The sequence below is a fragment of the Cryobacterium tepidiphilum genome (genome assembly GCF_003716325.1).
GTDB lineage: Bacteria > Actinomycetota > Actinomycetes > Actinomycetales > Microbacteriaceae > Cryobacterium > Cryobacterium tepidiphilum.
In genome coordinates this window covers 193347-215217 of sequence record NZ_RDSR01000002.1, presented here as the reverse complement: position 1 = coordinate 215217, position 21871 = coordinate 193347, and the positions used below count along the sequence as shown (strand labels likewise).

General features: G+C 69.5%; 19 protein-coding genes and 1 pseudogene. 11 read left to right on the top strand and 9 right to left on the bottom strand.

Features of this window, described 5'->3' with window-relative positions:
- Positions 1-237, top strand: a pseudogene (locus EEJ31_RS13810) (hypothetical protein); the annotation flags it as partial.
- Positions 238-415: 178 nt separating this feature from the next.
- On the opposite strand, the gene EEJ31_RS02390 reads toward EEJ31_RS13810, so the two are convergent.
- From EEJ31_RS02390 to EEJ31_RS02355, 8 genes are all read right to left on the bottom strand, one after another.
- Positions 416-1057 carry a hypothetical protein gene (locus EEJ31_RS02390; protein ID WP_123044680.1) on the bottom strand — a complete coding sequence of 214 codons (642 nt, stop codon included), beginning with the start codon at positions 1055-1057 and terminating at the stop codon, positions 416-418.
- Positions 1058-1059: 2 nt separating this feature from the next.
- Positions 1060-1995 (bottom strand): carbohydrate ABC transporter permease, encoded by a 936-nt coding sequence (locus EEJ31_RS02385; RefSeq protein ID WP_407643188.1) that lies wholly within the window; start codon positions 1993-1995, stop codon positions 1060-1062.
- Positions 1992-2969 (bottom strand): carbohydrate ABC transporter permease, encoded by a 978-nt coding sequence (locus EEJ31_RS02380; protein WP_407643187.1) that lies wholly within the window; start codon positions 2967-2969, stop codon positions 1992-1994. Before EEJ31_RS02380 ends, EEJ31_RS02385 begins: the two co-directional genes overlap by 4 nt.
- Before the next feature lie 77 nt (positions 2970-3046).
- Positions 3047-4336 (bottom strand): ABC transporter substrate-binding protein, encoded by a 1290-nt coding sequence (locus EEJ31_RS02375; protein WP_199727245.1) that lies wholly within the window; start codon positions 4334-4336, stop codon positions 3047-3049.
- 170 nt (positions 4337-4506) lie between these two features.
- On the bottom strand, positions 4507-5469 hold the full coding sequence (locus tag EEJ31_RS02370) for a glycoside hydrolase family protein (RefSeq protein WP_123044678.1): 963 nt from the start codon (positions 5467-5469) through the stop codon (positions 4507-4509).
- Entirely contained in the window at positions 5462-6559 is a 1098-nt protein-coding gene (locus EEJ31_RS02365) for a Gfo/Idh/MocA family protein (RefSeq protein WP_123044677.1), read from the bottom strand. Before EEJ31_RS02365 ends, EEJ31_RS02370 begins: the two co-directional genes overlap by 8 nt.
- Positions 6552-7322, bottom strand: a complete 771-nt coding sequence (locus EEJ31_RS02360) for a cupin domain-containing protein (RefSeq protein WP_123044676.1) — start codon at positions 7320-7322, stop codon at positions 6552-6554. The genes EEJ31_RS02365 and EEJ31_RS02360 overlap by 8 nt, the downstream gene beginning before the upstream one ends.
- Before the next feature lie 5 nt (positions 7323-7327).
- Positions 7328-8287 carry a DUF6807 domain-containing protein gene (locus tag EEJ31_RS02355; protein ID WP_123044675.1) on the bottom strand — a complete coding sequence of 320 codons (960 nt, stop codon included), beginning with the start codon at positions 8285-8287 and terminating at the stop codon, positions 7328-7330.
- Positions 8288-8596: 309 nt separating this feature from the next.
- Here EEJ31_RS02355 and EEJ31_RS02350 point away from each other — a divergent pair, with 309 nt between their 5' ends.
- The 8 genes from EEJ31_RS02350 (at position 8597) to EEJ31_RS02310 (ending at position 18142) form a co-directional block, all read left to right on the top strand.
- On the top strand, positions 8597-8980 hold the full coding sequence (locus tag EEJ31_RS02350) for an L-rhamnose mutarotase (protein ID WP_199727248.1): 384 nt from the start codon (positions 8597-8599) through the stop codon (positions 8978-8980).
- Positions 8977-10143, top strand: a complete 1167-nt coding sequence (gene rhaI, locus EEJ31_RS02345) for an L-rhamnose isomerase (RefSeq protein WP_123044673.1) — start codon at positions 8977-8979, stop codon at positions 10141-10143. The genes EEJ31_RS02350 and rhaI overlap by 4 nt, the downstream gene beginning before the upstream one ends.
- A 37-nt stretch (positions 10144-10180) precedes the next feature.
- Positions 10181-11047, top strand: a complete 867-nt coding sequence (locus EEJ31_RS02340) for an alpha/beta hydrolase (RefSeq protein ID WP_123044672.1) — start codon at positions 10181-10183, stop codon at positions 11045-11047.
- Positions 11044-13080, top strand: a complete 2037-nt coding sequence (locus EEJ31_RS02335; RefSeq protein ID WP_123044671.1) for a bifunctional aldolase/short-chain dehydrogenase — start codon at positions 11044-11046, stop codon at positions 13078-13080. Before EEJ31_RS02340 ends, EEJ31_RS02335 begins: the two co-directional genes overlap by 4 nt.
- 223 nt (positions 13081-13303) lie before the next feature.
- Complete coding sequence (locus EEJ31_RS02325; protein ID WP_123044701.1) at positions 13304-14797, top strand: rhamnulokinase; 1494 nt, start codon at positions 13304-13306, stop codon at positions 14795-14797.
- Positions 14776-16284, top strand: coding sequence for an arabinosylfuranosidase ArfA (arfA, locus tag EEJ31_RS02320; protein ID WP_123044670.1), 1509 nt, complete (start codon positions 14776-14778; stop codon positions 16282-16284). The genes EEJ31_RS02325 and arfA overlap by 22 nt, the downstream gene beginning before the upstream one ends.
- Before the next feature lie 66 nt (positions 16285-16350).
- Entirely contained in the window at positions 16351-17202 is an 852-nt protein-coding gene (locus EEJ31_RS02315) for a fumarylacetoacetate hydrolase family protein (RefSeq protein WP_123044669.1), read from the top strand.
- A gap of 13 nt (positions 17203-17215) precedes the next feature.
- Entirely contained in the window at positions 17216-18142 is a 927-nt protein-coding gene (locus EEJ31_RS02310) for a 2-hydroxyacid dehydrogenase (RefSeq protein WP_123044700.1), read from the top strand.
- 15 nt (positions 18143-18157) lie between these two features.
- Here EEJ31_RS02310 and EEJ31_RS02305 read toward each other — a convergent pair whose 3' ends face one another.
- Entirely contained in the window at positions 18158-19555 is a 1398-nt protein-coding gene (locus EEJ31_RS02305) for an HNH endonuclease signature motif containing protein (RefSeq protein ID WP_123044668.1), read from the bottom strand.
- Between the two features lie 190 nt (positions 19556-19745).
- On the opposite strand from EEJ31_RS02305, the gene EEJ31_RS02300 reads away from it, so the two are divergent.
- Together EEJ31_RS02300 and EEJ31_RS02295 are read left to right on the top strand one after the other, a co-directional pair.
- The gene (locus EEJ31_RS02300; RefSeq protein WP_123044667.1) at positions 19746-20465 is read left to right on the top strand and encodes a FadR/GntR family transcriptional regulator; all 720 of its coding nucleotides are present in this window, start codon (positions 19746-19748) and stop codon (positions 20463-20465) included.
- Between the two features lie 34 nt (positions 20466-20499).
- Complete coding sequence (locus EEJ31_RS02295) at positions 20500-21858, top strand: alpha-hydroxy acid oxidase (protein WP_123044666.1); 1359 nt, start codon at positions 20500-20502, stop codon at positions 21856-21858.
- Positions 21859-21871 lie beyond the last annotated feature (13 nt).

Below are 21871 nucleotides of genomic sequence, written 5' to 3'. Positions count from 1 at the left end.
CACGGCGGACGCACCGACATCAAAGACGGCATCCTCCTCTGCAAACGCGACCACCTCCGACTCCACAACCAGGGCTGGCGCATCGAACGGAGAGGCAACAACCAGTACTGGCTCATCCCCCCCAAAGCGATCGACCCGCAACAGACACCCATCCGCATGAAAAGCAACACCACCCTGAAGCCCGGCAACCCCATCACACTGTCCGGTGGTCGCCGGGCCGGAGAACAAACCGCGTAAACAGCGGCTTCACCAGTGCGAGAAGGCTGGAGCAAGGCGCGGAGGCGCGGGGCGGAGGCCCGGGGGCGCGGAGGCAAGGGCGCGAGAGGTTTCGGGCAGGGGCGCGAGAGGTTTCGGGCAGGGGCGCGAGAGGTTTCGCGTGAGACGCGCTGAACGAGAAGGGCCTCGCGAAAAGCGGTCAGGCCTCAAGCTGTGCGAGACGGCGCAGGCGCACAGCGGTGGCGGCGAAGACGAGGCAGCCGAAGCCGGGGATGACCAGCGGAATGAGCTGCCAGGTGAGGACAACCAGCAAGCCGACAGCGGCCACGAGGTACAGCGTGCCGCGGAGATCATCCGTCGCCGCACGCAGACCGGCACGGAGAGCCAGAGCCCAGCCGGAGCCGGGTTCCCACTCCGCCGCGGCACGAGTGAGGATGACGGGCAACACGACAAGCAGCACGATCACGATGACACCGACCACGGAGCCCCCCGGCAGCAGACCGGATTGGGCGAGCACACCGTCGACCGCGAGCATGCCCACGAGCAGCCAGAAGCCGATTCCCACGCCCAGGCTTCCGACGATGCCGCTCCTGACATCCGCCCAGAACGCCGCCATCGGCGAGGCATCGCCGGCGATGAAACGGGCCAGATGACGGATGCCCGCGGCGAGCGCCACCGGAAGCGTCACCAACGGCAATGCCAGCACGGTGACCAGGATCCCGACGAGCAACACCTCGCCGAAGAGCGCGAAGGGCCGCCGGGCACCGGGCCAGCGCGGTGCCGGCTCGTCGGTGAGCAGCTCCGCGGCCTCCCGGGGCCCCCGCCCGCGCCTCAATGCCATGCTCAGCCCTTCAACCCCTGCGTGGCGACACCCTGGATCAGGAAGCGCTGGAAGATGAGGAAGAAGATCAGCACGGGAAGCAGCGCGACCATCGAGACCGCCACAGTCGCCCCGTAGTCTGACACGGAGCTCTGGTCGTTGTAGAGACGAAGCGCCATGGGCAGCGTGTAGTTCGTCGGCGAGCTCAGGTACAGCAGCGGGGCCAGGAAGTCGTTCCAGCTCCAGATGAACGCGAAGATCGACGAGGTCACAAGCGCCGGCTTGATCAGCGGCAGGGTGATCGAGAAGAACACCCGCGGATGCCCGGCACCGTCGATCTTCGCCGCCTCATCCATGTCACGTGGCAGTCCCTTGATGAACTGCACCATCAGGAACACGAAGAACGCTTCCGCAGCGAGGAACTTGCCGAGGAGCAGCGGAACGTAGGTGTCGATCAGCCCGAGCTTGTTGTAGATGATGTACTGCGGAATGAGCACCACGTGCACCGGCAGCAGCAGCGTGCCGATCATGAGCGAGAAGAACAACCCGCTCGCCTTGAACTTGATCCGCGCGAAGGCGTAGGCGGCCATTGAGGAGGAGAGGGTGATGCCGATCACCGACATGACGGCCACGAACAAGGAGTTCACCAGGAACCGCCACAGCGGCACGCCCCCGATGCCCTCAAGCACCTTGACATAGTTGTCGATCGTGGGGTTCTCGGCGAGCATCCCGTAGCTCAGGCCGAACTCGGAGCTCGGCTTGAAGGAGGCCAACAGCACCCACACGAGCGGGTACAGCACGAGGAGGGTCATAGCCGTCAGGGCGACGAACCAGATCGCCGTGACGACGGTACCGCGCTTGACCCGACGGCGTCCTTCCGGGTGCCTGCGCTGCGACGTGACGGGTCCCGTCATCGGAGGCGGGACGGCCATACCGGTGCCGGTCGTTGTGGTGGTCATCGGTTGTCCCCTCCGTAGTGCACCCAAGACTTCTGGGACTTGAACAAGATGAACGCGATCACTCCGACGACCACGACGAGAAGCCACGCCATCGCCGCAGCGTAGCCCATCTGCAAATCGGAGAAGCCGCGCTTGTAGAGGTACACGGTGTAGAAATTGGTCATTCCGGCGGGGCCGCCGGTGCCGTTCGAGATGATGTAGGCCGACCCGAAGATCTGGAAGGCGTGCACGATCTCGAGCAGCAGGTTGAAGAAGATCACCGGCGAGAGCATGGGGATCGTCACGTTGACGAACCGGCGCCAGGTGCCCGCTCCGTCCATCGATGCCGCCTCGTAGAGTTCGGTCGGAACCTGCTTGAGGCCGGCCAGGAAGATGACCATCGGGGCGCCGAACTGCCAGACGCCGAGGATGATCATCATGGGCAGAACGAGGCTGGGGTTGGCGATCCAGCTGCCCAGGTGGATTCCGAGGAAGCTGAGGCCGTCATCGACGGCACCGCTCTCGCGGAAGAGGGCCCGCCAGACGATGGCGATCGCCACACTCGCGCCGATCAGGCTCGGAGCGTAGAACGCGGAGCGGAAGAAACCTGAACCCTTGTCGCGGAAGTTGAGAAGCAGCGCCACACCGAGCGCGGCGGCCAGCTTGATCGGCGTTCCGACCAGCACGTAGGTGAGAGTGATCTGGATCGACTGGTGCAGCGTCTGATCGCGAAGCATCCGGGTGAAGTTGTCAATGCCGATCCACTCGGGCGCCGTGAACAGGTTGTAGTCCGTGAACGCCAGGTAGAGCGAGTAGACCATCGGGATGGCCGTGAGACCGAAGAAGCCGAGCATCCAGGGGAGGAGGAAGCCGTACCCGGCGAACGCCTCACGGCGGCTCAGCCGCTTTCTCTGCGTGTTGCGGTCAGGGGCGGGTTCCCCCGCCCGGCGAGCGTCGCTCACCGGGCGAGGGGCCGAGGCCGGGGACTTCGCCACGTCACGTGACGTTATTGAGCCGATGACCATGGTGAAATCCCTATCGTTTGGTGCCGATGTGCCTGTTCGAGTCCTCGCTAGTTGAGGATCACGTCCATCTCGTTGAAGAACTGGTCGACAAAATCGTCGACAGAGATGGCACCGAGACCGATGCTGTTCCCGAGATCGAGGAACTTCTGTTCCAGCGAGCCGTAGCCCACGGGCGGGACCGGTGCCGGGCCGATGCGGCCGGCGATGGATTCTTCGTACTTGACGACGTCGGCGTCAGCACCCTGGAGCGTTGCACTGGCCGCCTTCGTCACCGGGATACCGCGGCTGGCTCCGAAGACTTCACCGCTCTTCTCGGTCGTGGTGAGGAAGTCCGTCAGCATGGCAGCGGCCTCGGGGTGCTTGGTCTTCGCGCCGATCGCGATCAGCATGGCTGGCTTCAGGTAGAGGTCCTTCTCGGCACCGGGCAGCGCGGGGGGCGCGACCAGGCTCAGCGACTTCTCGCCCGAGTCTGCCATGTAGCCGGCGCCGAAGTTGTCCCAGCTGGCTTCGCTGGTCGCCAGCAGGGAGCCGAAGCCCGACTTGGGCTTGACTTCCTCGACCTTTTTCTGCGGAACGACGAGGCCCTCAGAGCGGATCTTTTCGCCCATGTTGAGGAACTCGGCGAGGTCGTCCTTGGTGAACGCCGGCTTGTTGTCTTCGTCGAACAGGCTCTTGCCCTGCTGGCGCAGCCAGAGTTCGAAGAACTGGATGCGGCCGGTGTAATCGGTGCCGCCCCAGACCTTGCCGTCCCCGGCCTTCTTGACCTCGGCGAGGTAGGCGTTGTAGTCGTCCCAGGTGCCACCGCCGGGGTACGCATCGACACCGAGCTCGCCGAGCAGACGGTCGTTCTGGAACAGGGCCCAGCTGTTGGTGCCCACAGGGATGGCGACGTGCTTGCCGTCGACCTCGCCGGCGCTCAGCACATTCTCGTCGATCGACGACACGTCGATCTCGTCACCGTAGAAGTCGTCGAGCGGTGCGAGCAGGCCGTTCTGGCCGAACTCGGAGACGTACGTCCAGTCGAACTGCATGACATCGGGAAGCCCGCCGCCGGCGGCCTCCGTCTTTCGCTTCTCCCAGTAGGCCGGGTAGTCCATGAACGACGTATCCACAGTGATGTTCGGGTACTTGTCCTCGAACGCGTCGACCATCTCGCCGTACTTCGCCGCGCGGTCGTCGTTGCCCCACCAGGTGAGGTTCAGCGTGATCTTCTCGTTGGGGTCGAAGGTCTTCTCAGCACCGGCACCGGATCCCCCGGAGCAGCCGCTGAGCGCGAGAGCTCCTACCGCCGTGATCGCCGCGGCGGCGATCCAGCGTCGCTTACGAATATCGAACATCGTTGTCCTCCCGGAACGTCGTTGTCAGGTGTTGCAGTCGTCTTACGGTGCGCGCAATTGGGAAAGCGCTTCCCACAAGCTAACCCACGATTCCGGCTTGGTCAACTCAATTTCTAAAACGTTTCATATTCTTTTTCTTCAGGGAGTGTTTGCCACTGCAGAAGGGCGCTCTACGACTGAACCCCGGCCTCCGCCGATACCCCGTGACGACACTCTCCATCGCGGTCGCACAGCAACTCGCCAGCGCTGACGGTGAGAGCAGCCGCGTGAATGGCACTGATTCGCACGTGCGCGCCCTCCCCCTGTCCGAGCTCGGAACCATTCCACCACGGGTGGGTGAAGTAGTAGAGCACGGCGCGCTCGCCGTGCACCACAACGTCACCGTGTCGCCCGATGGTCGCGTCTTCCGGGCCGGCACCGGGCGCAGCGAGGATCACGGCGTCGGGCCCACCTTGGCGCTCCCACGTGCGGGCATCCGCCGATCGGTACACGCCCATCCCCCGCCACTCGTCCACGAGCAGCCACCACCAGCCGCCGAGGGCGAAGACGTTCGGCCCCTCATGCGGCCGGCCGCCGATCACCTGGCCCTCGACCATCCAGGTCTCGAAGTCGGGCGTGGACGCGCACCAGGTGGTCGAGGCATCCGCTTCGTTCTTGAACCAGAGCCGCCACAGACCGTCCGGGCACCGCGCCGCGCACGCGTCGATCACGCGGTCGCTGCCGAGCGGCACGACGCCCACCCGGCTCCAGCTGAACAGGTCGTCGCTCGTGTACTCGACGATGTGCCGGTCGTGACCCTCCCACCGGTCGGGGATCCCGCTGATCACGGTGAGGAACATGCGGTACCGCGTGCCATCCCAGATCACTTCGGGCGCCCAGTGCGTGTTGCGACCCTCCGGTGTCGGCGGCGCGTCGAGTCCTGGCAGGGTGCCGGCGTACGTCCAGGTCAGCGCGTCGGGCGACCGCGCGATGCCGATGCGGCTGCCGTGCACCCAGGCGACGCCGGGGCCTTCGATCGACGCGCGACGCTGGGTGTAGAACATCCACCATTCGCCGCTCTCGCGATGACGGATGACGGTGGGATCGGTCGCGCCGTCGTAGACCGGGTCGTGAAACGGCAATCCGTCAGGCATGCCCGGGCTGCTGCTCGGTGACAGGACTCCTCAGGCTCACCCGGCGCTCGGCGTCGTCGCGCAACGTCGCGGGCGTCACGGGGCGGCCGGTGGCCGCCGACGAGTACACAGCGGTGACGATCTCGAACGACCGGCTCGGGTCCGCGGCGGTCGCCGGCAGCGGCCCGCCCGACCGGAGCGCGTCGTAGATGTCGCGCAGGAGCGGGCCGTGCCCGCTCGGTTCCTCGACGGCGGGCAGCACCCAGGAGGCGGCCTCGTCGTCGCCGACGCCGGGCGCCGGCGTGATGCGCCAGTTGTCATGGCCGTGCCCGTAGAGGTGGTCGACCGTGATCGTGGCCTTCTCGGTGTCGATGCGGATCGAGCTCGTCTCACGCGGCGAGAGCAGGCTCGTGATGACGGATGCGACGGCGCCGCTGGCGAAGGTCACCACGGCGGTCGAGGCGTCCTCCGTCTCCACCTCGCGAGCCAGGTGCCACAGCTGGCCCTGCACGCTCGCCCAGTCGCCGAGGAGCCACGCGAGCAGGTCGATCTGGTGGATGCCGTGGCCGAGGGTCGGGCCGCCGCCTTCGGTCGCCCACTTTCCGCGCCACGGCACCTCGAAGTAGGCCGGGTCGCGGTACCAGAGCGTCTGGCAGGTGGCGATGAGCGGTCGGCCGAGCGCGCCGGTCTCGAGCAGGCCACGCACGTGCGCGGCGGCGGTGCCGGTGCGCTGCTGGAACACGACGGCCAGGGCCCTGTCGTTGCGGGTGGCGGCATCCGTCATCGCATCGAGCTGGTCGAGCGACAGCGCCGGCGGCTTCTCGACCACAACATGCGCGCCGGCGTCCAGCGCCGCAATGGTCTGCTCGGCGTGCACGCCGGGCGGCGTGCAGACGTGCACCACGTCGACCTCACCGGCCGCGAGCAACTCCTCGGCCGAGGCATAGCTGGCAGGGATGCCCCAGCGCGAGGCGAACTCGCCGGCCCGCTCTGCGCTGACGTCCACGGCGGCGACGATGTCGGCGTGCGGGTAATCGGTGAGCGCCTGGGCGTGCGCGGCGGCGATCGCACCGGTGCCGACGATGGCGGCGCGCAGGTTTCGGTCAGTCATGGGGTGCCTTTCCACGGGAGTCATGGGGAGCGAGGTGGTGGGTGGTCTCGGCGCGCTGCAGGATCCCGCACATCCCGAGCGCGGGGGTGACTGCGGCGGTCCAGACGCGGCCCTCGGCGAGGTGGGGCACGGCGCCCGCGGCCAGGGCGGCGAGCTGACCGGCGGTGGCGCGGGTGACGGGCTCGAGCGTCGCGGTCCAGAGCTGCCGCCAGTCCTCCACGCGCGGCCGCACCAGGGCGGCCGCGCGCGCATAGAAGCGGTCGAGCGCCCCGGTGTCGCCGGATTCGATGGCCTCTCGCAGCCGCGTGAAGCCGTCGACGGCGAGATCGCGACGAGCGGATGCCGCGGCGCGCCGTTCCTCCGGCGCCCGGTCCGCCGGCGGCAGGGCTGCGCTCGCGCGGTAACGCTCGGCGTCGGCCAGCACGTCGTCGGGGAAGGTCATGATCGCGTCACCGAGCTCGGGCAGTCCGGCGTTCTGCATGATGACCTTTGCGCGCAGGCCGCCGTTGTTCACCGCACGGTGGATGACGCCGGGGCTGAACCAGACGACGCTTCCGGGAACCAGCGGCGTCTCGTGGAATCCCGTCGCGTCGAGGGTCTGCAGCGTGCCCGCGCCAGCCGTGACCAGGTAGGCCTCCGTGGAGACCAGGTGCATGTGCGGGGCGCCGCCGGCCAGCCCGTCGGGAGCGGCGTCGCCGTACACCTCGAGATCGGTGACCGAGGTCCCGCCCGGGAACGCTGCCGCCGCGGAGAAAGCGGGCATCCGGCTCACCGTGGTGCCACCGCGGCGGCCGCGAGCTCCGCGTCGAGCACCCGCTGGCCGGCGGCGGCGAGGTGGGCGCCCCGCTCGGGGTCGGCGGCACCATCGGCGATGACGACGGCGTACCGCAGCCGCAGGGTCTCCCCCGCCGCGACCTCGACTTCCTCGCTGAAGAACGGCGCCGGGCAGAGGCACGCGAACTGCTCCGAGCGGGCGAACCACTCCACCGGATGTCCCGGGTTGCGCTCGTCGTCGACCATGACGAGCGTCGACCAGCGGCCGCTGCCGTCATGCTGCCCGGTGAACCCCATCCACGGCTCCCGACTGCCGCGCAGCTCGTCGCCCCCACTGCGCCCGGGGGCGAGGATGGCGCCACCCGTGAACGAGCGGGGACCACGCCAGAACAGGCCGCCATAGCCTGCGTTGTCGCGACCCCGGGTGGTGGGGGAACCGATCGAGATCGCGGCATCCGTCACGTTGTGAAGGGCCGTCTCGAACGTGAGCACCCAGGCTGACTCGTCGAGGATGGTGGCACCGATGGTCCTGACCTCCTCGAACAGGGTCAGCTGCGCCTCGGTCACCCAGTCCAGCTCCTCTACGACCCGGGTGTCGGAGCCGGAACCCGGGAATGAGCGATGGCGTTGCGTGCCGTTGTTCGACAACTGCACGTAGCCTTCGCCACGCACGAAGGTGGGACCACCCCAGAAGTTCTCGTCGTCGACCACGGGCAGCGACCAGGTGATGCCCTTGTGCCAGACGTGGTCGTGCGGGCGGAAGAGCGAGACGAGGTCGCCGCGGAGGGTGCGAATCGGACTGAAGTAGGGACGGGGGGACTCGAGCTGCACGTCGCGTGGCTCGAACACATACTCCGCGAGCACGCCGCCCGCCCACTCCAGGGAGAGCCGGCCGGGCTCGTCGTTCGTGATGCGCACCTCGTCACTCGGCCCGTGCTGCACGTTCCTGGTCATCGGTCGCTCCATTGCGTATCGGCGCCCGAGGGCGCGTGGTCTGTCGTGCTGACAGTGGTGCCGCCTGGGGCCCGCCGAGGCCGGCAGACCTCCTCCGCCACCTCGGTTGTACTGAGTTGGGAAAGCGCTATCCGAGCTCATCCTAACCACGCGGTGCCGGCTCCGGCAAACACCCCACCATCTTGCCCCGGGCGTTCCCGGCCGCGCGCCGCCGACGACGGCACGCCGGAGCGGAGCCTGCTTGACCGCCCATTGGAAAACCCATTAGCATTCCTTGAAACGATTCATCGACGAACGACAGCGGAGGACATCACCGTGACCAGCGCAGTCCCGCACCGCGTGTGCTTTCAGCTCCAGGTGCGCGCCGACCGCCTCGAGGAATACCGCGAGCGCCACGAGACCGTCTGGCCGGACATGCTGCGCGAGATCGAAGCATCCGGTCGCCGCAACTACTCACTGTTCCTGCGCGACGACGGACTGCTCATCGGCTACTTCGAGACCGACTCGCTCGAGGCCAGCGACGCCTACCTCGCCGCCTCTCCCGCCGCCGCCCGCTGGGAGGCCGACATGGCACCGTTCTTCGCCGCGCTCGACGGCCGCCCCGACCAGTCGTTCCTGCAGCTCCCCGAAATCTTCAACCTCCACGACCAACTCGCCTCGCTCGAGGCAACGAATGAAGGACCCTCGTCATGACGCTTCCCGCCGCCGTCCTCTCCCAGCTGGAGACGCAGACCATCGAGCTGCCCTCCTGGGCCTTCGGCAACTCGGGCACCCGGTTCAAGGTCTTCGCGACGCCGGGAACACCGCGCACCCCCGAGGAGAAGATCGCCGACGCGGCCACCGTCAACGAATTCACGGCGCTCGCTCCCACCGTGGCCCTGCACATCCCGTGGGACACCGTCGACGACTACGCGGCGCTCGGCCGCTTCGCCCAGGACCTGGGCGTCGGCCTCGGCACCATCAACTCGAACACCTTCCAGGACAACGACTACAAGTTCGGCAGCCTCACCCACACCGATGCCGGCATCCGCCGGAAGGCCATCGACCACCACCTCGCCTGCATCGACATCATGGACCAGACCGGTTCCCGCGACCTGAAGATCTGGCTCGCCGATGGCACCAACTACCCCGGGCAGGGCGACATCCGCGGCCGGCAGGACCGCCTCGCCGACTCGCTGCAGCAGATCTACGCCCGCCTCGGCGACGACCAGCGCCTGGTGCTCGAGTACAAGTTCTTCGAGCCGGCGTTCTACCACACCGACGTTCCCGATTGGGGAACCTCCTACGCGCAGGTGGCGGCGCTCGGCGACAAGGCCATGGTCTGCCTCGACACCGGGCACCACGCACCCGGCACCAATATCGAGTTCATCGTCGCCCAGCTGCTGCGCCTCGGAAAGCTCGGCTCCTTCGACTTCAACTCCCGCTTCTACGCCGACGACGACCTCATCGTCGGCGCCGCCGACCCGTTCCAGCTGTTCCGCATCCTCTACGAGGTCATCCGCGGCGGCGGCTACGGGCCGGACAGCCCGGTCGCCTTCATGCTCGACCAGTGCCACAACGTCGAGGACAAGATCCCCGGCCAGATCCGCTCGGTGCTGAACGTGCAGGAGATGACGGCGCGCGCGCTGCTCGTCGACGCGGTCGCCTTGAAGGCGGCCCAGGACGCCGGCGACGTGCTCGGCGCCAACGGCATCCTCATGGACGCCTTCTACACGGATGTGCGCCCGGGCCTGGCCGAGTGGCGCGAGTCCCGCGGCCTTCCGGCTGACCCGATGGCCGCCTACGCGGCATCCGGTCACCTGCAGCGGATCGCGGCCGAGCGCGTCGGCGGCACGCAGGCCGGCTGGGGCGCCTGAGCGCTCCCTTTCTCGCACCTTCACGAAACGGACTCCCATGGGTGACAGGCAGATCGCCGGGCCGCACGGCCCGCTGGCGCTGCGCGTGTACGACTCCGAGGCAACGGATGGCCCGGGGCTGGTCTGGCTGCACGGCGGCGGGTTCGCGTTCGGCGACCTCGACATGCCCGAGGCGCACTGGGTGGGGCAGCAGCTCGCCGCCCGCGGCATCACGGTGGTGTCGGTGGGCTACCAGCTGGCGCCGCAGTTCGAGCTGCGCGGCTCCCCGGCCGTCGGCCGTGGCACCGGTGCGCACTTCCCGGTCGCCTCCGAGGAAGTGGCCGCAGCGTTCGAATGGGTCCACGCGCACGCAGCCGAGCTCGGCATCGACCCTGACAGGCTCTCGCTCGGCGGTGCCAGTGCCGGCGGCAACCTCGCCGCCGGCGCCTCGCTGCGCCTCCGCGACGCCGGCGGCGTACTGCCCGCGTCGGTGCTGCTGGCCTACCCGACCCTGCACGCCGCGCTGCCCGAACCCACGCCGGAGCTGGCCGCCAAGATCGCCCGCCTGGATGCGGGATCGGCGTTCCCACCGGCATCCGTTCGCGCCATGAACCTGAACTACGTGCGCGACGAGGCCTTACTCGCCGACCCGTACGCGTTCCCCGGCGGTCACGACCTGGCCGGGCTGCCGCCCACGTTCATCCTGAACTCCGACCGCGACAGCCTGCGCTCCTCGGGAGAAGCCTACGCGAGTGAGCTCGCGGCGGCCGGCGTCGACCTCCTCCTGGTACGCGAGCCCGGCACGAAGCACGGCCACCTCAACCAACCCAACGAACCCGCGGCCACCACGAGCATCGAGCGCATGGCCGCCTGGCTCTGCCCCGGGCACCTCATCCCCTCCCGCCAGACAGAAAGCTCCCCATGACGAATCCCACCGCCGCAGAACTCATCGCCCGGTCGAACCGGCTCGGCGCCGACCCGAAGAACACCAACTACGCCGGCGGCAACACCTCGGCCAAGGGCACCGACACCGACCCGGTCACCGGGGAGCCGGTGGAACTGCTCTGGGTGAAGGGCTCCGGCGGCGACCTCGGCACCCTCACCGAGCAGGGCCTCGCCGTGCTGCGCCTCGACCGGCTGCGCGCCCTCGCGAACGTCTACCCCGGACTGGAACACGAGGACGAGATGGTCGCCGCGTTCGACTACACGCTCCACGGCACGGGCGGGGCGGCGCCCTCGATCGACACCGCCATGCACGGCCTCGTCGACGCCGTGCACGTCGACCACCTGCACCCCGACTCGGGCATCGCCATCGCGACCGCCGCCGACGGCGAAGCACTCACGCCCACGATCTTCGGCGACAAGGTCGTCTGGGTGCCGTGGCGCCGGCCCGGCTTCCAGCTCGGGCTCGACATCGCGCGCATCAAAGTGCAGAACCCGGATGCCGTGGGCGCGATCCTCGGCGGGCACGGCATCACCGCGTGGGGCGACACGAGCGCCGAGGCCGAGGCGAACTCGCTGTGGATCATCGAGACCGCCGCGGACTACATCGCGACGCACTCCAAGCCGGAGCCGTTCGGCCCCGTCGTGGCAGACTTCGAACCGCTTCCCGAGGACGAGCGCCGCGCGAAGGCCGTCGCCCTCGCCCCGACCATCCGCGGCCTCGTCTCCACCGACCGCGTGCAGGTCGGCCACTTCAGTGACGACGCCGCCGTACTCGACTTCCTCTCCCGCGCCGAGCTGGCGCGCCTGGCCGCCCTCGGCACCAGCTGCCCGGATCACTTCCTGCGCACCAAGGTCACGCCGCTGGTGCTCGACCTGCCGGCCACGGCATCCGTCGACGAGTCGATCGCCCGCCTGCAGGAGCTGCACACGCAGTACCGCGCCGACTACCAGGCCTATTACGACCGGCACGCCATGGCCGACTCCCCCGCCATCCGCGGCGCCGACCCACTGATCGTGCTCGTACCGGGCGTGGGCATGTTCAGCTACGGCGCCAACAGCCAGACCGCCCGAGTCGCCGGCGAGTTCTACCTCAACGCCATCAATGTCATGCGCGGCGCGGAGGGCATCTCGAGCTACGCGCCCATCGACGAGGCCGAGAAGTTCCGCATCGAGTACTGGGCCCTCGAAGAGGCCAAGCTGCAACGGATGCCGAAACCCAAGCCGCTCGCATCGCGCATCGCGCTCGTCACCGGTGCCGCCTCCGGCATCGGAAACGCCATCGCCACCCGCCTGGCCGCCGAGGGCGCCTGCGTCGTCATCGCGGATCTCGACCTCGCCAAGGCGCAGGCCGCCGCGGCCGAGTTGGGCACGACGGATGTCGCGATCGGCGTGCAGGCGGACGTCACCGATGAGACGCAGGTGCAGGCATCCGTCGACGCCGCCGTGCTGGCGTTCGGCGGACTCGACCTCGTCGTGAACAACGCCGGCCTGTCGCTGTCGAAGTCGCTGCTCGACACCTCGGTCGCCGACTGGGACCTGCAGCACAACGTGATGGCGAAGGGGTCGTTCCTGGTGTCGCGCGCCGCCGCGAAAGTGCTCATCGAGCAGAAGCTCGGCGGCGACATCATCTACATCTCCTCGAAGAACTCGGTGTTCGCCGGCCCGAACAACATCGCCTACTCGGCGACGAAGGCCGACCAGGCGCACCAGGTGCGGCTTCTGGCCGCCGAGCTCGGCGAGCACGGCGTGAAGGTGAACGGCATCAACCCCGACGGGGTCGTGCGGGGTTCGGGCATCTTCGCCGGGGGCTGGGGCGCCAAGCGCGCGGCCGTATACGGCGTGCCCGAGGAGGAGCTCGGCGCGTACTACGCGCAGCGCACCCTGCTGAAACGCGAGGTGCTGCCCGAGAACGTGGCGAACGCGGTGTTCGCGCTCTGCACCGACGACCTGAGCCACACCACGGGCCTGCACATCCCCGTCGACGCCGGCGTGGCCGCCGCGTTCCTGCGATGAACGCGCCGCGCCTCGCGCCCGTCGCGCCGCGGTCCATTGCGGCGCCGTACTTCGCGCCGCGCGTGCCGTCCGTCACGCCCGGTCTCGCCCACACGGACACTTCCGGTCGAGATGGCCTGGTGCGCCTGTCCATCTCGACCGGAAGTGGCCATCTCGGCGGGGTGGGCGCGTGGTGAGCGGGGCGGGGACGGGCACGGGGACGGGCACCGGCACCGGCACCGGCATGGGCACCGTCGCCGCGATCGACCTCGGCGCGTCGAGCGGACGGGTAATGATAGGCACGGTCGGGCCGAACACCCTCTCGCTCCGCGCCGTCGCCCGGTTTCCGAACACCCCGGTGCGCACCGTCGACGGGCTGCACTGGAACATCCTCGAGCTGTACCGTAGCGCCACCGCCGGCCTCGCCGCCGCGTTCCGTGAGGAACCGGGCATCACCAGCATCGGCGTCGATTCCTGGGCCGTCGACTACGCGCTCATGAGCGGGCAGCGGATGCTCGGGCAGCCGTTCCACTACCGCGACGAGCGCACCGCGGCTGGCGTCGCCGACACGCACGCAGTGGTGTCGCCGGCCGAACTCTACGCCACGAACGGGCTGCAGTTCCTGCCGTTCAACACGCTCTACCAACTCGCCGACGACCGCCACGCGGGTGCTCTCGGCGCCGTGGACACCATGCTGCTCATTCCCGACCTGTTCACCTTCTGGCTCACCGGCGTGCAGGTCGCCGAGCGCACCAACGCGTCGACGACCGGGCTCCTGCGCGTCGACACCGGCACCTGGGACGACGCCCTCATCTCCCGCCTCGGCCTCCCGCGGGCGATCTTCCCGCGCCTCGTCGACGCCGGCACCCGGGTCGGCCCGCTGCTTCCCGCCGTCGCCGCCGAGATCGGCGCGCCGGCCGTCGTGCAGGTGACCGCCGTCGGGTCGCACGACACGGCATCCGCTGTGGTCGGCGTGCCGATGACCACCGATGACGCCGCCTACATCTCGTCGGGCACCTGGTCGCTCGTCGGCGTCGAGCTCGGCCGCCCGGTGCTCGGTGAGGCCGGCCGCCTCGCCGGCTTCACCAACGAGGGCGGCGTCGACGGGCGCATCCGCTACCTGCACAACGTCATGGGCCTCTGGCTGCTGAGCGAATCGGTGCGCACCTGGGAACAAGGCGGCGACGCCATCGCCCTCGGCACCCTGCTGGAGCAGGCGGCACTCGCCCCCTCCGCCGCGGTCTTCGACGTCGAGGATCCCCGATTCCTGGCGCCCGGGGACATGCCCGCCCGGATCGCCGGCTGGTTCACCGAACGCGGCCTCGCGGCGCCCGCCACCCGGCCGGAGCTGGTCCGCAGCATCCTGGAGAGCCTCGCGGCGGCATACGCCCGCACCCTCGACGACGCCGCCCGGCTGAGCGGCACCACCATCCGTCGCGTTCACATCGTCGGCGGCGGCTCACAGAACGCCCTGCTCTGCCAGCTAACAGCGGATGCGACGGGCCTGCCCGTTCTCGCCGGCCCCGTCGAGGCGACCGCGATCGGCAACGTCCTCGTGCAGGCGCGCGCGCAGCGACTCGTGACCGGCGACCTCGAGACACTCCGCGCCCTCATCGCCGCCGCATACCCGCCCGTCATCCACCACCCTCGACGCGCGCCCCGCACCAGCGAGAGACTCGAAACACCCACCAGCGACCCAGGAATGAGCAGGAACCCATGGCCCAGCGCGCACGTCTGACGGTGCATCCGTCGTTCACGGTCGGTGAGATCGACCGCCGCATCTTCGGCTCGTTCGTGGAGCACCTGGGCCGGGCGGTCTACACCGGCATCTACGAGCCCGGCCACCCGACGGCCGACGCTGACGGCTTCCGTCAGGACGTCGCCGACCTGACGGCCGAGCTCGGCGTGACCGCCGTGCGCTACCCGGGCGGCAACTTCGTCTCCAACTATGTCTGGGAGGACGGCATCGGCCCCGTCGCCGACCGGCCCCGCCGGCTCGACCTGGCCTGGCGCAGCATCGAGAGCAACGAGGTCGGCGTCGACGAGTACCAGCGCTGGGCGGCGAAGACCGGCACCGAGACGATCATGGCGGTGAACCTCGGCACGCGCGGGGCGGATGCCGCGGCGGCGCTCGTCGAATACTGCAACGTTCCCGGCGGCACGGCCTGGAGCGACCGGCGGCGCGCGAACGGCGCCGAGGAGCCGTACGGCGTCAAAGTATGGTGCCTCGGCAATGAGATGGACGGACCCTGGCAGATCGGCCACAAGACGGCCGAGGGGTACGGACGCCTGGCCAGCCAGACGGCGCAGGCCATGCTGCGCGCCGACCCCACCCTCGAGCTCGTCGCCTGCGGCAGTTCGTCGCGGGAGATGGCGACGTTCGGCGAGTGGGAGCGGGTGGTGCTCGAGCACACCTTCGACCAGGTCGACTACATCTCGCTGCACGCCTACTACCAGGAGCGGAACGGCGACCGGGCGAGCTTCCTCGCGTCGGGCGCCTCGCTCGAGGCGTTCATCACCGAGGTCGTCGCCACCGCCGACGCCGTCGCCGCCAAGCGGCACTCCGACAAGCGCATCCGGCTCTCGGTCGACGAGTGGAACGTCTGGTACATCGACGATTTCGCCGGCGAGGACAACCTCGAGCTCGCCGAGCGGCCGCGGCTCGCCGAAGACGCCTATTCGCTGCTCGACGCCGTCGTGGTGGGCGACCTGCTCACCACCCTGCTGCGGAACGCCGACCGGGTGGCCATCGCCTGCCTCGCCCAGCTCGTCAACGTGATCGCCCCGATCATGACGGAGCCCGGCGGCGAGGCGTGGCGGCAGACGACGTTCCACCCGTTCGCCCTCACCGCGAAGCACGCCCGCGGCGTCGCGCTCGAGGCGCGCACGGAGACGCCGGGCCTCGCGACCGCGAAGTACGGCGAGGTGCCGGCGCTGGCATCCGCCGTCGCCTGGGACGAGGAGTCCGGGTCGCTCGTGTTCCTCCTCACCAATCGCAGCAAGGAACCGCTGGAGACGACGCTTTCGCACGCCGGATTCGGCACGGCCCGGCTCGCCGAAGCCGTGACGATCATCGCCGACGCCGGCGGCCCCCGGCGCGACGCCGCATCCGCTGCCCTCGCGACGCCCCAGCCGGTCGACAAGGTGCGCGTGACGGATGCCGAAACCAGCGTGACCCTGCCACCCGAGTCGTGGACGATGGTGCGGCTGTCTCTCGGCGCCTGAGGGGCGCGAGGCGACCGCGACGGGCGACGCGGTACCCTGCCAATACCACCAGCAGAAAAGGACCCCATGGAATTCATGCGCTTGGGCGAGTTCGGCAGTGAACTGCCCGTCGTCCGCCACAACGACACGTACTACCGCCTCGACGGCATCACCGACGACATCGACGGCGCCTTCCTCGCGGCCGACGGAATCGAGCGCGCCCGCGCCGCACTCGGCGCCGGCGAGCTGCCGGTGTACGAGGCGGAGGACGGCATCCGCATCGGTGCGCCCATCGCCCGGCCCATGGCCGTGCTCTGCATCGGCCAGAACTACGCCGCGCACGCTGCGGAGTCGGGCAACGGCGCGCCCGAGGTCCCGATCCTGTTCTACAAGCACCCCAACACCGTGGTCGGCCCGCACGACGACGTGTTCGTGCCGCGCGGCGCCCAGAAGGTCGACTGGGAGGTGGAACTCGGCGTCGTGATCGGCAAGCGCGCCCGGTACCTGTCCTCCCCGGAGGAGGCGCTCGACTACATCGCCGGCTACGTCGTGAGCAACGACGTGTCGGAGCGCGACTACCAACGGGAGCACTCCGGCGGGCAGTGGTCGAAGGGCAAGAGCGCCGAGACGTTCAACCCGCTCGGCCCCGCGCTGGTGCCCGCCTCCGAGGTCGACCCGCAGAACCTGCACCTCTGGTCGCGGATCAACGGCGAGCCCCGCCAGGACTCGAACACCTCCGACATGGTGTTCACCGTGGCCGAGCTCATCCACAACCTGTCGCAGTACGTCGTGCTGGAGCCCGGCGACCTGGTCAACACCGGCACCCCGCAGGGCGTGGCCATGTCGGGCCGCTTCCCGTACCTCGCGGCCGGCGACGTGATGGAGATCGGCATCGATGGCCTCGGCGCGCAGCGCGCCCAGCTGGTCGCCGCGCCGTAAGGAGGCTCCGAGCATGACCGAAGCGCGCCTCACCGTCAGCTTTCCCGGAAATGCCTTGCGGGAGGCGGTCGGCGAGCTGCCCGAGGGCGTCGAACCCGTGCAGTGGGACATGCAGGGACCGGCGCCTCGGGCGCACATCGACATCGTCGTGCCGCCGTACATGGGCGCGAAGAAGACCCTGAACCACCTCGAAAGCGTCGAGACGCGCCTGGTGCAGAGCCAGTCGATCGGATACGACGGGGTAGAGCAGGTGCTGCCGCCCGGCGTGGTCTACGCCAACGCCGCGTCGGTGCACGAGACGTCCACGGCCGAACTCGCGCTCGCGCTCACCCTCGCCTCGCAGCGCGGCATCCCCGATCTCGTGCGCGCCGGCGACGCCGGGCGATGGGCTCCTGCCCGCCACCAGAGCCTCGCCGACCGCACGGTGCTGCTCCTCGGCTACGGCGGCGTCGGCAAGGCCATCGAGGCCCGGCTGCTGCCGTTCGAGGCGAACGTCGTGCGGGTCGCGCACCACGCCCGCACCGACGAGCGCGGTCCGATCCACGCCATCGACGAGGTGCCGGCGCTCCTGCCCGATGCCGACATCGTCATCGTCGCCGTGCCGCTCGGCCCGGGCACCACCGGCCTGGTCGACGAGGAGTTCCTCGCGGCCATGCCCGACGGGGCGCTGCTCGTGAACGTCGCCCGCGGCGCCGTTGCCGACACTGATGCCCTGGTGCGACATGCCGCGCCGGGGCGGCTGCGGCTGGCGCTCGACGTGACCGATCCCGAGCCGCTGCCGCCGGGGCATCCGCTGTACGGGCTGCCGAACGTGCTGATCACGCCGCACGTGGGCGGCGCGTCGACGGCCATGCTGCCGCGCATGGCGCGCCTGCTTCGAGCGCAGATCGAGCGGATGCTCGCGGGCGAGCCGCCGCTGAACGTCGTGCTCCGCACCTAGCCAGGGAGACTCCACTCAGAACGGTGGTGGTTCGACGGGCAGCGGATTGGGCGGCACGTTGCGACCGATGTACCCGGTGGGTGTCGTGACAGTGATGGTTCCGTCGAGGTCCCGTTCGTACCGGAACTTGGTGAGTGTCTTCAGCCGGTGGTCGGGCGGGCAGAGCGGTACCAGGTTGTCGATGTTGGTGAGTCCGTGGTCGCGGGCCCATTCCTTGAGGTGGTCGACGTCAGCCGTCACCGCCAGACGGTCGCAGTTCTCCCGTCCGCAGGTCCCGAATTTCACGGCGAGCATCTCGCGTTGCGCCTTGGTGGGGCGGTAGCGACGGCGGTCGAAATCGAGGATCTCCCCCGTGAACGGGTCTGTGCCGACCCGCCGGAACGCCGGCGCGTCGATGAACAGTTGCGCGGCGCTGGCCGGGTCGATGGGCCCGTACCCCTGAAGTACCGAGGGCTGTCCGTCGCCTTCGCCGATCAGGCCCAGAAGCGGCACGAACAGCAGCGGGCGTACCTTCGCGGCCGTCGGCGTGCCGTCCCCCGCAAGCCACCCGACAAGCAGGTCCGCGCGGATCTGGTCCCGGGAGTGTCGTCCGCCGCCCGCCGTGGCCGCCGCCTTTGCCTGCTTCTTCGCTTCGCGCTTCGCGGTGGCACCGAGGCGGGCTTTGATGCGCACCGCGTCCGGGGCCGAAACGAGCGCGTGGATCCACGCCATACCGTCATCAGCCGGTTCGATCACGACCCGCCGGTCGAGGAACGCCTGCGCGTGCCGCAGCGCCGGCTCGGCCAGCAACCGCCGACGCAGGGCGCGTGCCTTCTGCCGGAACGCGCCAGGCGTGACCTGCCCCGCCTTCTCGGCCAGTTCCCTGTCGTAGTGGGCGACCCCGTCCGGGTCGATGTCCGCAGGAAGCAGCTCGACCGCGGCACGGGCCTCGGCATAGCCGATCACCCCGGCCTGGAACCTGCCCCACAGGAGCGGAAGCGACTCCGCGAGGACCCGGCCCTCGTGTGCCCGGTTCCGAACGACGTCGGGAGTGAGCTTGAGGTGCAAGGCCACGTCCAACGCGGCCGCACGCTGGGCCAGTTCGAGTGCATCGCGTTCGGCGAGCCCGTCCTCGGTCAGGTACAGGTGGGGGTTGCGCCGGGCCACGTCGAGCACCTTAGCCAGCGCTCCCACATGCATGGCCATTGCTTGGTTCGCTGCGACCAGCGCCGTCGCGGCGTCTTCGATGGCGTGAGAGAGAAGCGTGGGTGCCGGCACCACAAGACACTCGTCGACGACCCCGACATCGGCGGCCAGCGCCTCAGCGCACCGGTCGTCCGCCCACTCTGCGGCCCACTGCTCGAGCAGCTCCGGTGTCAGCCGATCGAGCGCGTTGGGGTCGGGATCCACGGGGATTTCGACGACTTCGCCCACACCCTTATTATAGAACGCATCTCCTAGTTTTACTAGGTCGATTTCCAAAATATTCCACCTGATCGGCACCTGGGCACGGTGCACCGCGCACGAACGATCACATCGGCGCCCGCCGCATGACCCTGCATGGCCAGGCACGCCACTCCTCGTGTAGCATGTGGTCAGACCACACAGATGGGGAGGGGTGCGGATGTCTGCCGAGACCGAACGCGCCTGGGAATACGTGCTGCGCACGATCGAGACCGACCTGCTCTCGGGAGCGCTGAAGCCGGGTGACCGGCTTCCCCCCGAGCGTACTCTCGCCGCGCACCTGTCCGTCGGCCGCTCCTCGGTGCGGGAGGCGTTCCGCGTGCTCGAGGTGCTCGGGCTGATCCGCACCGCGTCCGGCTCCGGGCCGCAGGCAGGGGCGATAATCGTGGCCACGCCCTCCGGCGGCATGAGCGCGCTCATGCGACTGCAGGTGGCCGCCACCGGGTTCGCCGTGGCCGACATCGTCAGCACGCGGCTGCTGCTCGAGACGAGCGTCGCCGCCGAGCTCGCCGCAACGGATGCCGACACCACCGCACCGCGCCAGCTGCTGTCCGCGATGGACTCCCCCGGCCTCAGCGAGGCCGAGTTCCTCGCGCTCGACGCGCAGTTCCACGTCTCGCTGGCCGAGGCATCCGGCAACGTCGTCGTCGCGGCCATGATGGCCGGGCTGCGCAGCTCGATCGAGAGCTACGTGCTCCGGGCCGTGCCGAACCTCGAATCATGGGAGCGCACCAGCGCGAGGCTGCGCACCGAGCACGCCGCGATCCTCGCCGCCATCGAGAGCGGCCAGGTCGCCGAGGCGCGCGAGCTCGTGCACGACCACATCAGCCACTACTACGCGGAGTCGCACCTCACCCGAGACGCGGCATCCGTCGCCTGACCGCCTGCCCCATCACGACCGACCCCGGAGAATCATGGTTCAACGACGAATTCCGAAGGTGCGCGACCTCGCGCCGCTCATGAAGTTCAAGACGCCCGACCTCAACGCCCGACGGCGGCGCCTCGAGGGTGCGCTCACGATCTACGACCTCCGCGACATCGCGAAGCGCCGCACCCCCAAGGCCGCCTTCGACTACACCGAGGGCGCCGCCGAGGCGGAGATCTCGCTCGCCCGCGCCCGCCAGGCGTTCGAGGACATCGAGTTCCACCCGTCGATCCTGCGGGACGTGTCGGCCGTGTCCACCGGATGGGACGTGCTCGGCGCCCCGGTGAGCCTGCCGTTCGGCATCGCCCCCACCGGGTTCACGCGCATGATGCAGACCGAGGGCGAGATCGCCGGCGCCCACGCGGCCGCGCGCGCCGGCATCCCGTTCTCGCTCTCCACGATGGGCACCTCGGCGATCGAAGACGTCAAGGCCGCCAACCCGAACGGGCGCAACTGGTTCCAGCTCTACATGTGGAAGGACCGCGACCGCTCGATGGCGCTCGTCGACCGGGCCGCGAAGGCCGGCTTCGACACGCTGCTCGTCACGGTCGACGTGCCGGTCGCCGGCGCGCGCCTGCGCGACAAGCGCAACGGCATGTCCATCCCGCCCGCGCTCACGCCGAAGACCGTGATCAACGCCATCCCGCGCCCGGAGTGGTGGATCAACTTCCTCACCACCGAGCCGCTCGCGTTCGCGTCGCTCGATCGCTGGAGCGGCACCGTCGGCGAACTCCTCGACTCGATGTTCGACCCCACGGTCACCTTCGAGGACCTCGCCTGGATCACCAAGCAGTGGCCCGGCAAGGTGGTCGTCAAGGGCGTGCAGAACCTCGACGACGCCAAGAAGCTCGTCGACCTGGGCGTCGACGGCATCATCCTCTCCAACCACGGCGGCCGTCAGCTCGACCGTGCGCCGATCCCGTTCCACCTGCTGCCCGACGTCGCCCGCGAGGTGGGCGCCCACACCGAGGTGCACCTCGACACCGGCATCATGTCCGGCGCCGACATCGTTGCCGCGGTCGCGCTGGGCGCCCGGTTCACGCTCATCGGCCGCGCCTACCTCTACGGCCTCATGGCCGGCGGGGAGGCGGGCGTCGACCGCACGATCCAGATCCTCTCCGAGCAGATCACGCGCACCATGCGCCTGCTCGGCGTCAACGCCCTGGAGGAGCTGGAGCCGCGGCACGTGACGCAGCTCGCCCGGTTGACGCCGATCGCCCGGCCCGCAACGGATGCCGCGGCGAACGTGCCGAGCGTCGCATCCGTTGCCGCGCCGGCGCGGAAACCGCCCGCCCGCAAGGCCGCGGCGACGCCGAAGACGCCCGCCGCGGCATCCGCCACGAAGTAGCCGCCCCACGAAC

Coding starts and splice junctions, on each gene's coding strand:
- EEJ31_RS02390 (WP_123044680.1), bottom strand. CDS start 1,057: ATGGCATTGAGGCGCGGGCGGGGGCCCCGGGAGGCCGCGGAGCTGCTC.
- EEJ31_RS02385 (WP_407643188.1), bottom strand. CDS start 1,995: ATGACCACCACAACGACCGGCACCGGTATGGCCGTCCCGCCTCCGATG.
- EEJ31_RS02375 (WP_199727245.1), bottom strand. CDS start 4,336: ATGTTCGATATTCGTAAGCGACGCTGGATCGCCGCCGCGGCGATCACG.
- EEJ31_RS02370 (WP_123044678.1), bottom strand. CDS start 5,469: ATGCCTGACGGATTGCCGTTTCACGACCCGGTCTACGACGGCGCGACC.
- EEJ31_RS02365 (WP_123044677.1), bottom strand. CDS start 6,559: ATGACTGACCGAAACCTGCGCGCCGCCATCGTCGGCACCGGTGCGATC.
- EEJ31_RS02360 (WP_123044676.1), bottom strand. CDS start 7,322: ATGCCCGCTTTCTCCGCGGCGGCAGCGTTCCCGGGCGGGACCTCGGTC.
- EEJ31_RS02355 (WP_123044675.1), bottom strand. CDS start 8,287: ATGACCAGGAACGTGCAGCACGGGCCGAGTGACGAGGTGCGCATCACG.
- rhaI (WP_123044673.1), top strand. CDS start 8,977: ATGACGCTTCCCGCCGCCGTCCTCTCCCAGCTGGAGACGCAGACCATC.
- EEJ31_RS02340 (WP_123044672.1), top strand. CDS start 10,181: ATGGGTGACAGGCAGATCGCCGGGCCGCACGGCCCGCTGGCGCTGCGC.
- EEJ31_RS02335 (WP_123044671.1), top strand. CDS start 11,044: ATGACGAATCCCACCGCCGCAGAACTCATCGCCCGGTCGAACCGGCTC.
- EEJ31_RS02325 (WP_123044701.1), top strand. CDS start 13,304: ATGGGCACCGTCGCCGCGATCGACCTCGGCGCGTCGAGCGGACGGGTA.
- arfA (WP_123044670.1), top strand. CDS start 14,776: ATGGCCCAGCGCGCACGTCTGACGGTGCATCCGTCGTTCACGGTCGGT.
- EEJ31_RS02315 (WP_123044669.1), top strand. CDS start 16,351: ATGGAATTCATGCGCTTGGGCGAGTTCGGCAGTGAACTGCCCGTCGTC.
- EEJ31_RS02310 (WP_123044700.1), top strand. CDS start 17,216: ATGACCGAAGCGCGCCTCACCGTCAGCTTTCCCGGAAATGCCTTGCGG.
- EEJ31_RS02300 (WP_123044667.1), top strand. CDS start 19,746: ATGTCTGCCGAGACCGAACGCGCCTGGGAATACGTGCTGCGCACGATC.
- EEJ31_RS02295 (WP_123044666.1), top strand. CDS start 20,500: ATGGTTCAACGACGAATTCCGAAGGTGCGCGACCTCGCGCCGCTCATG.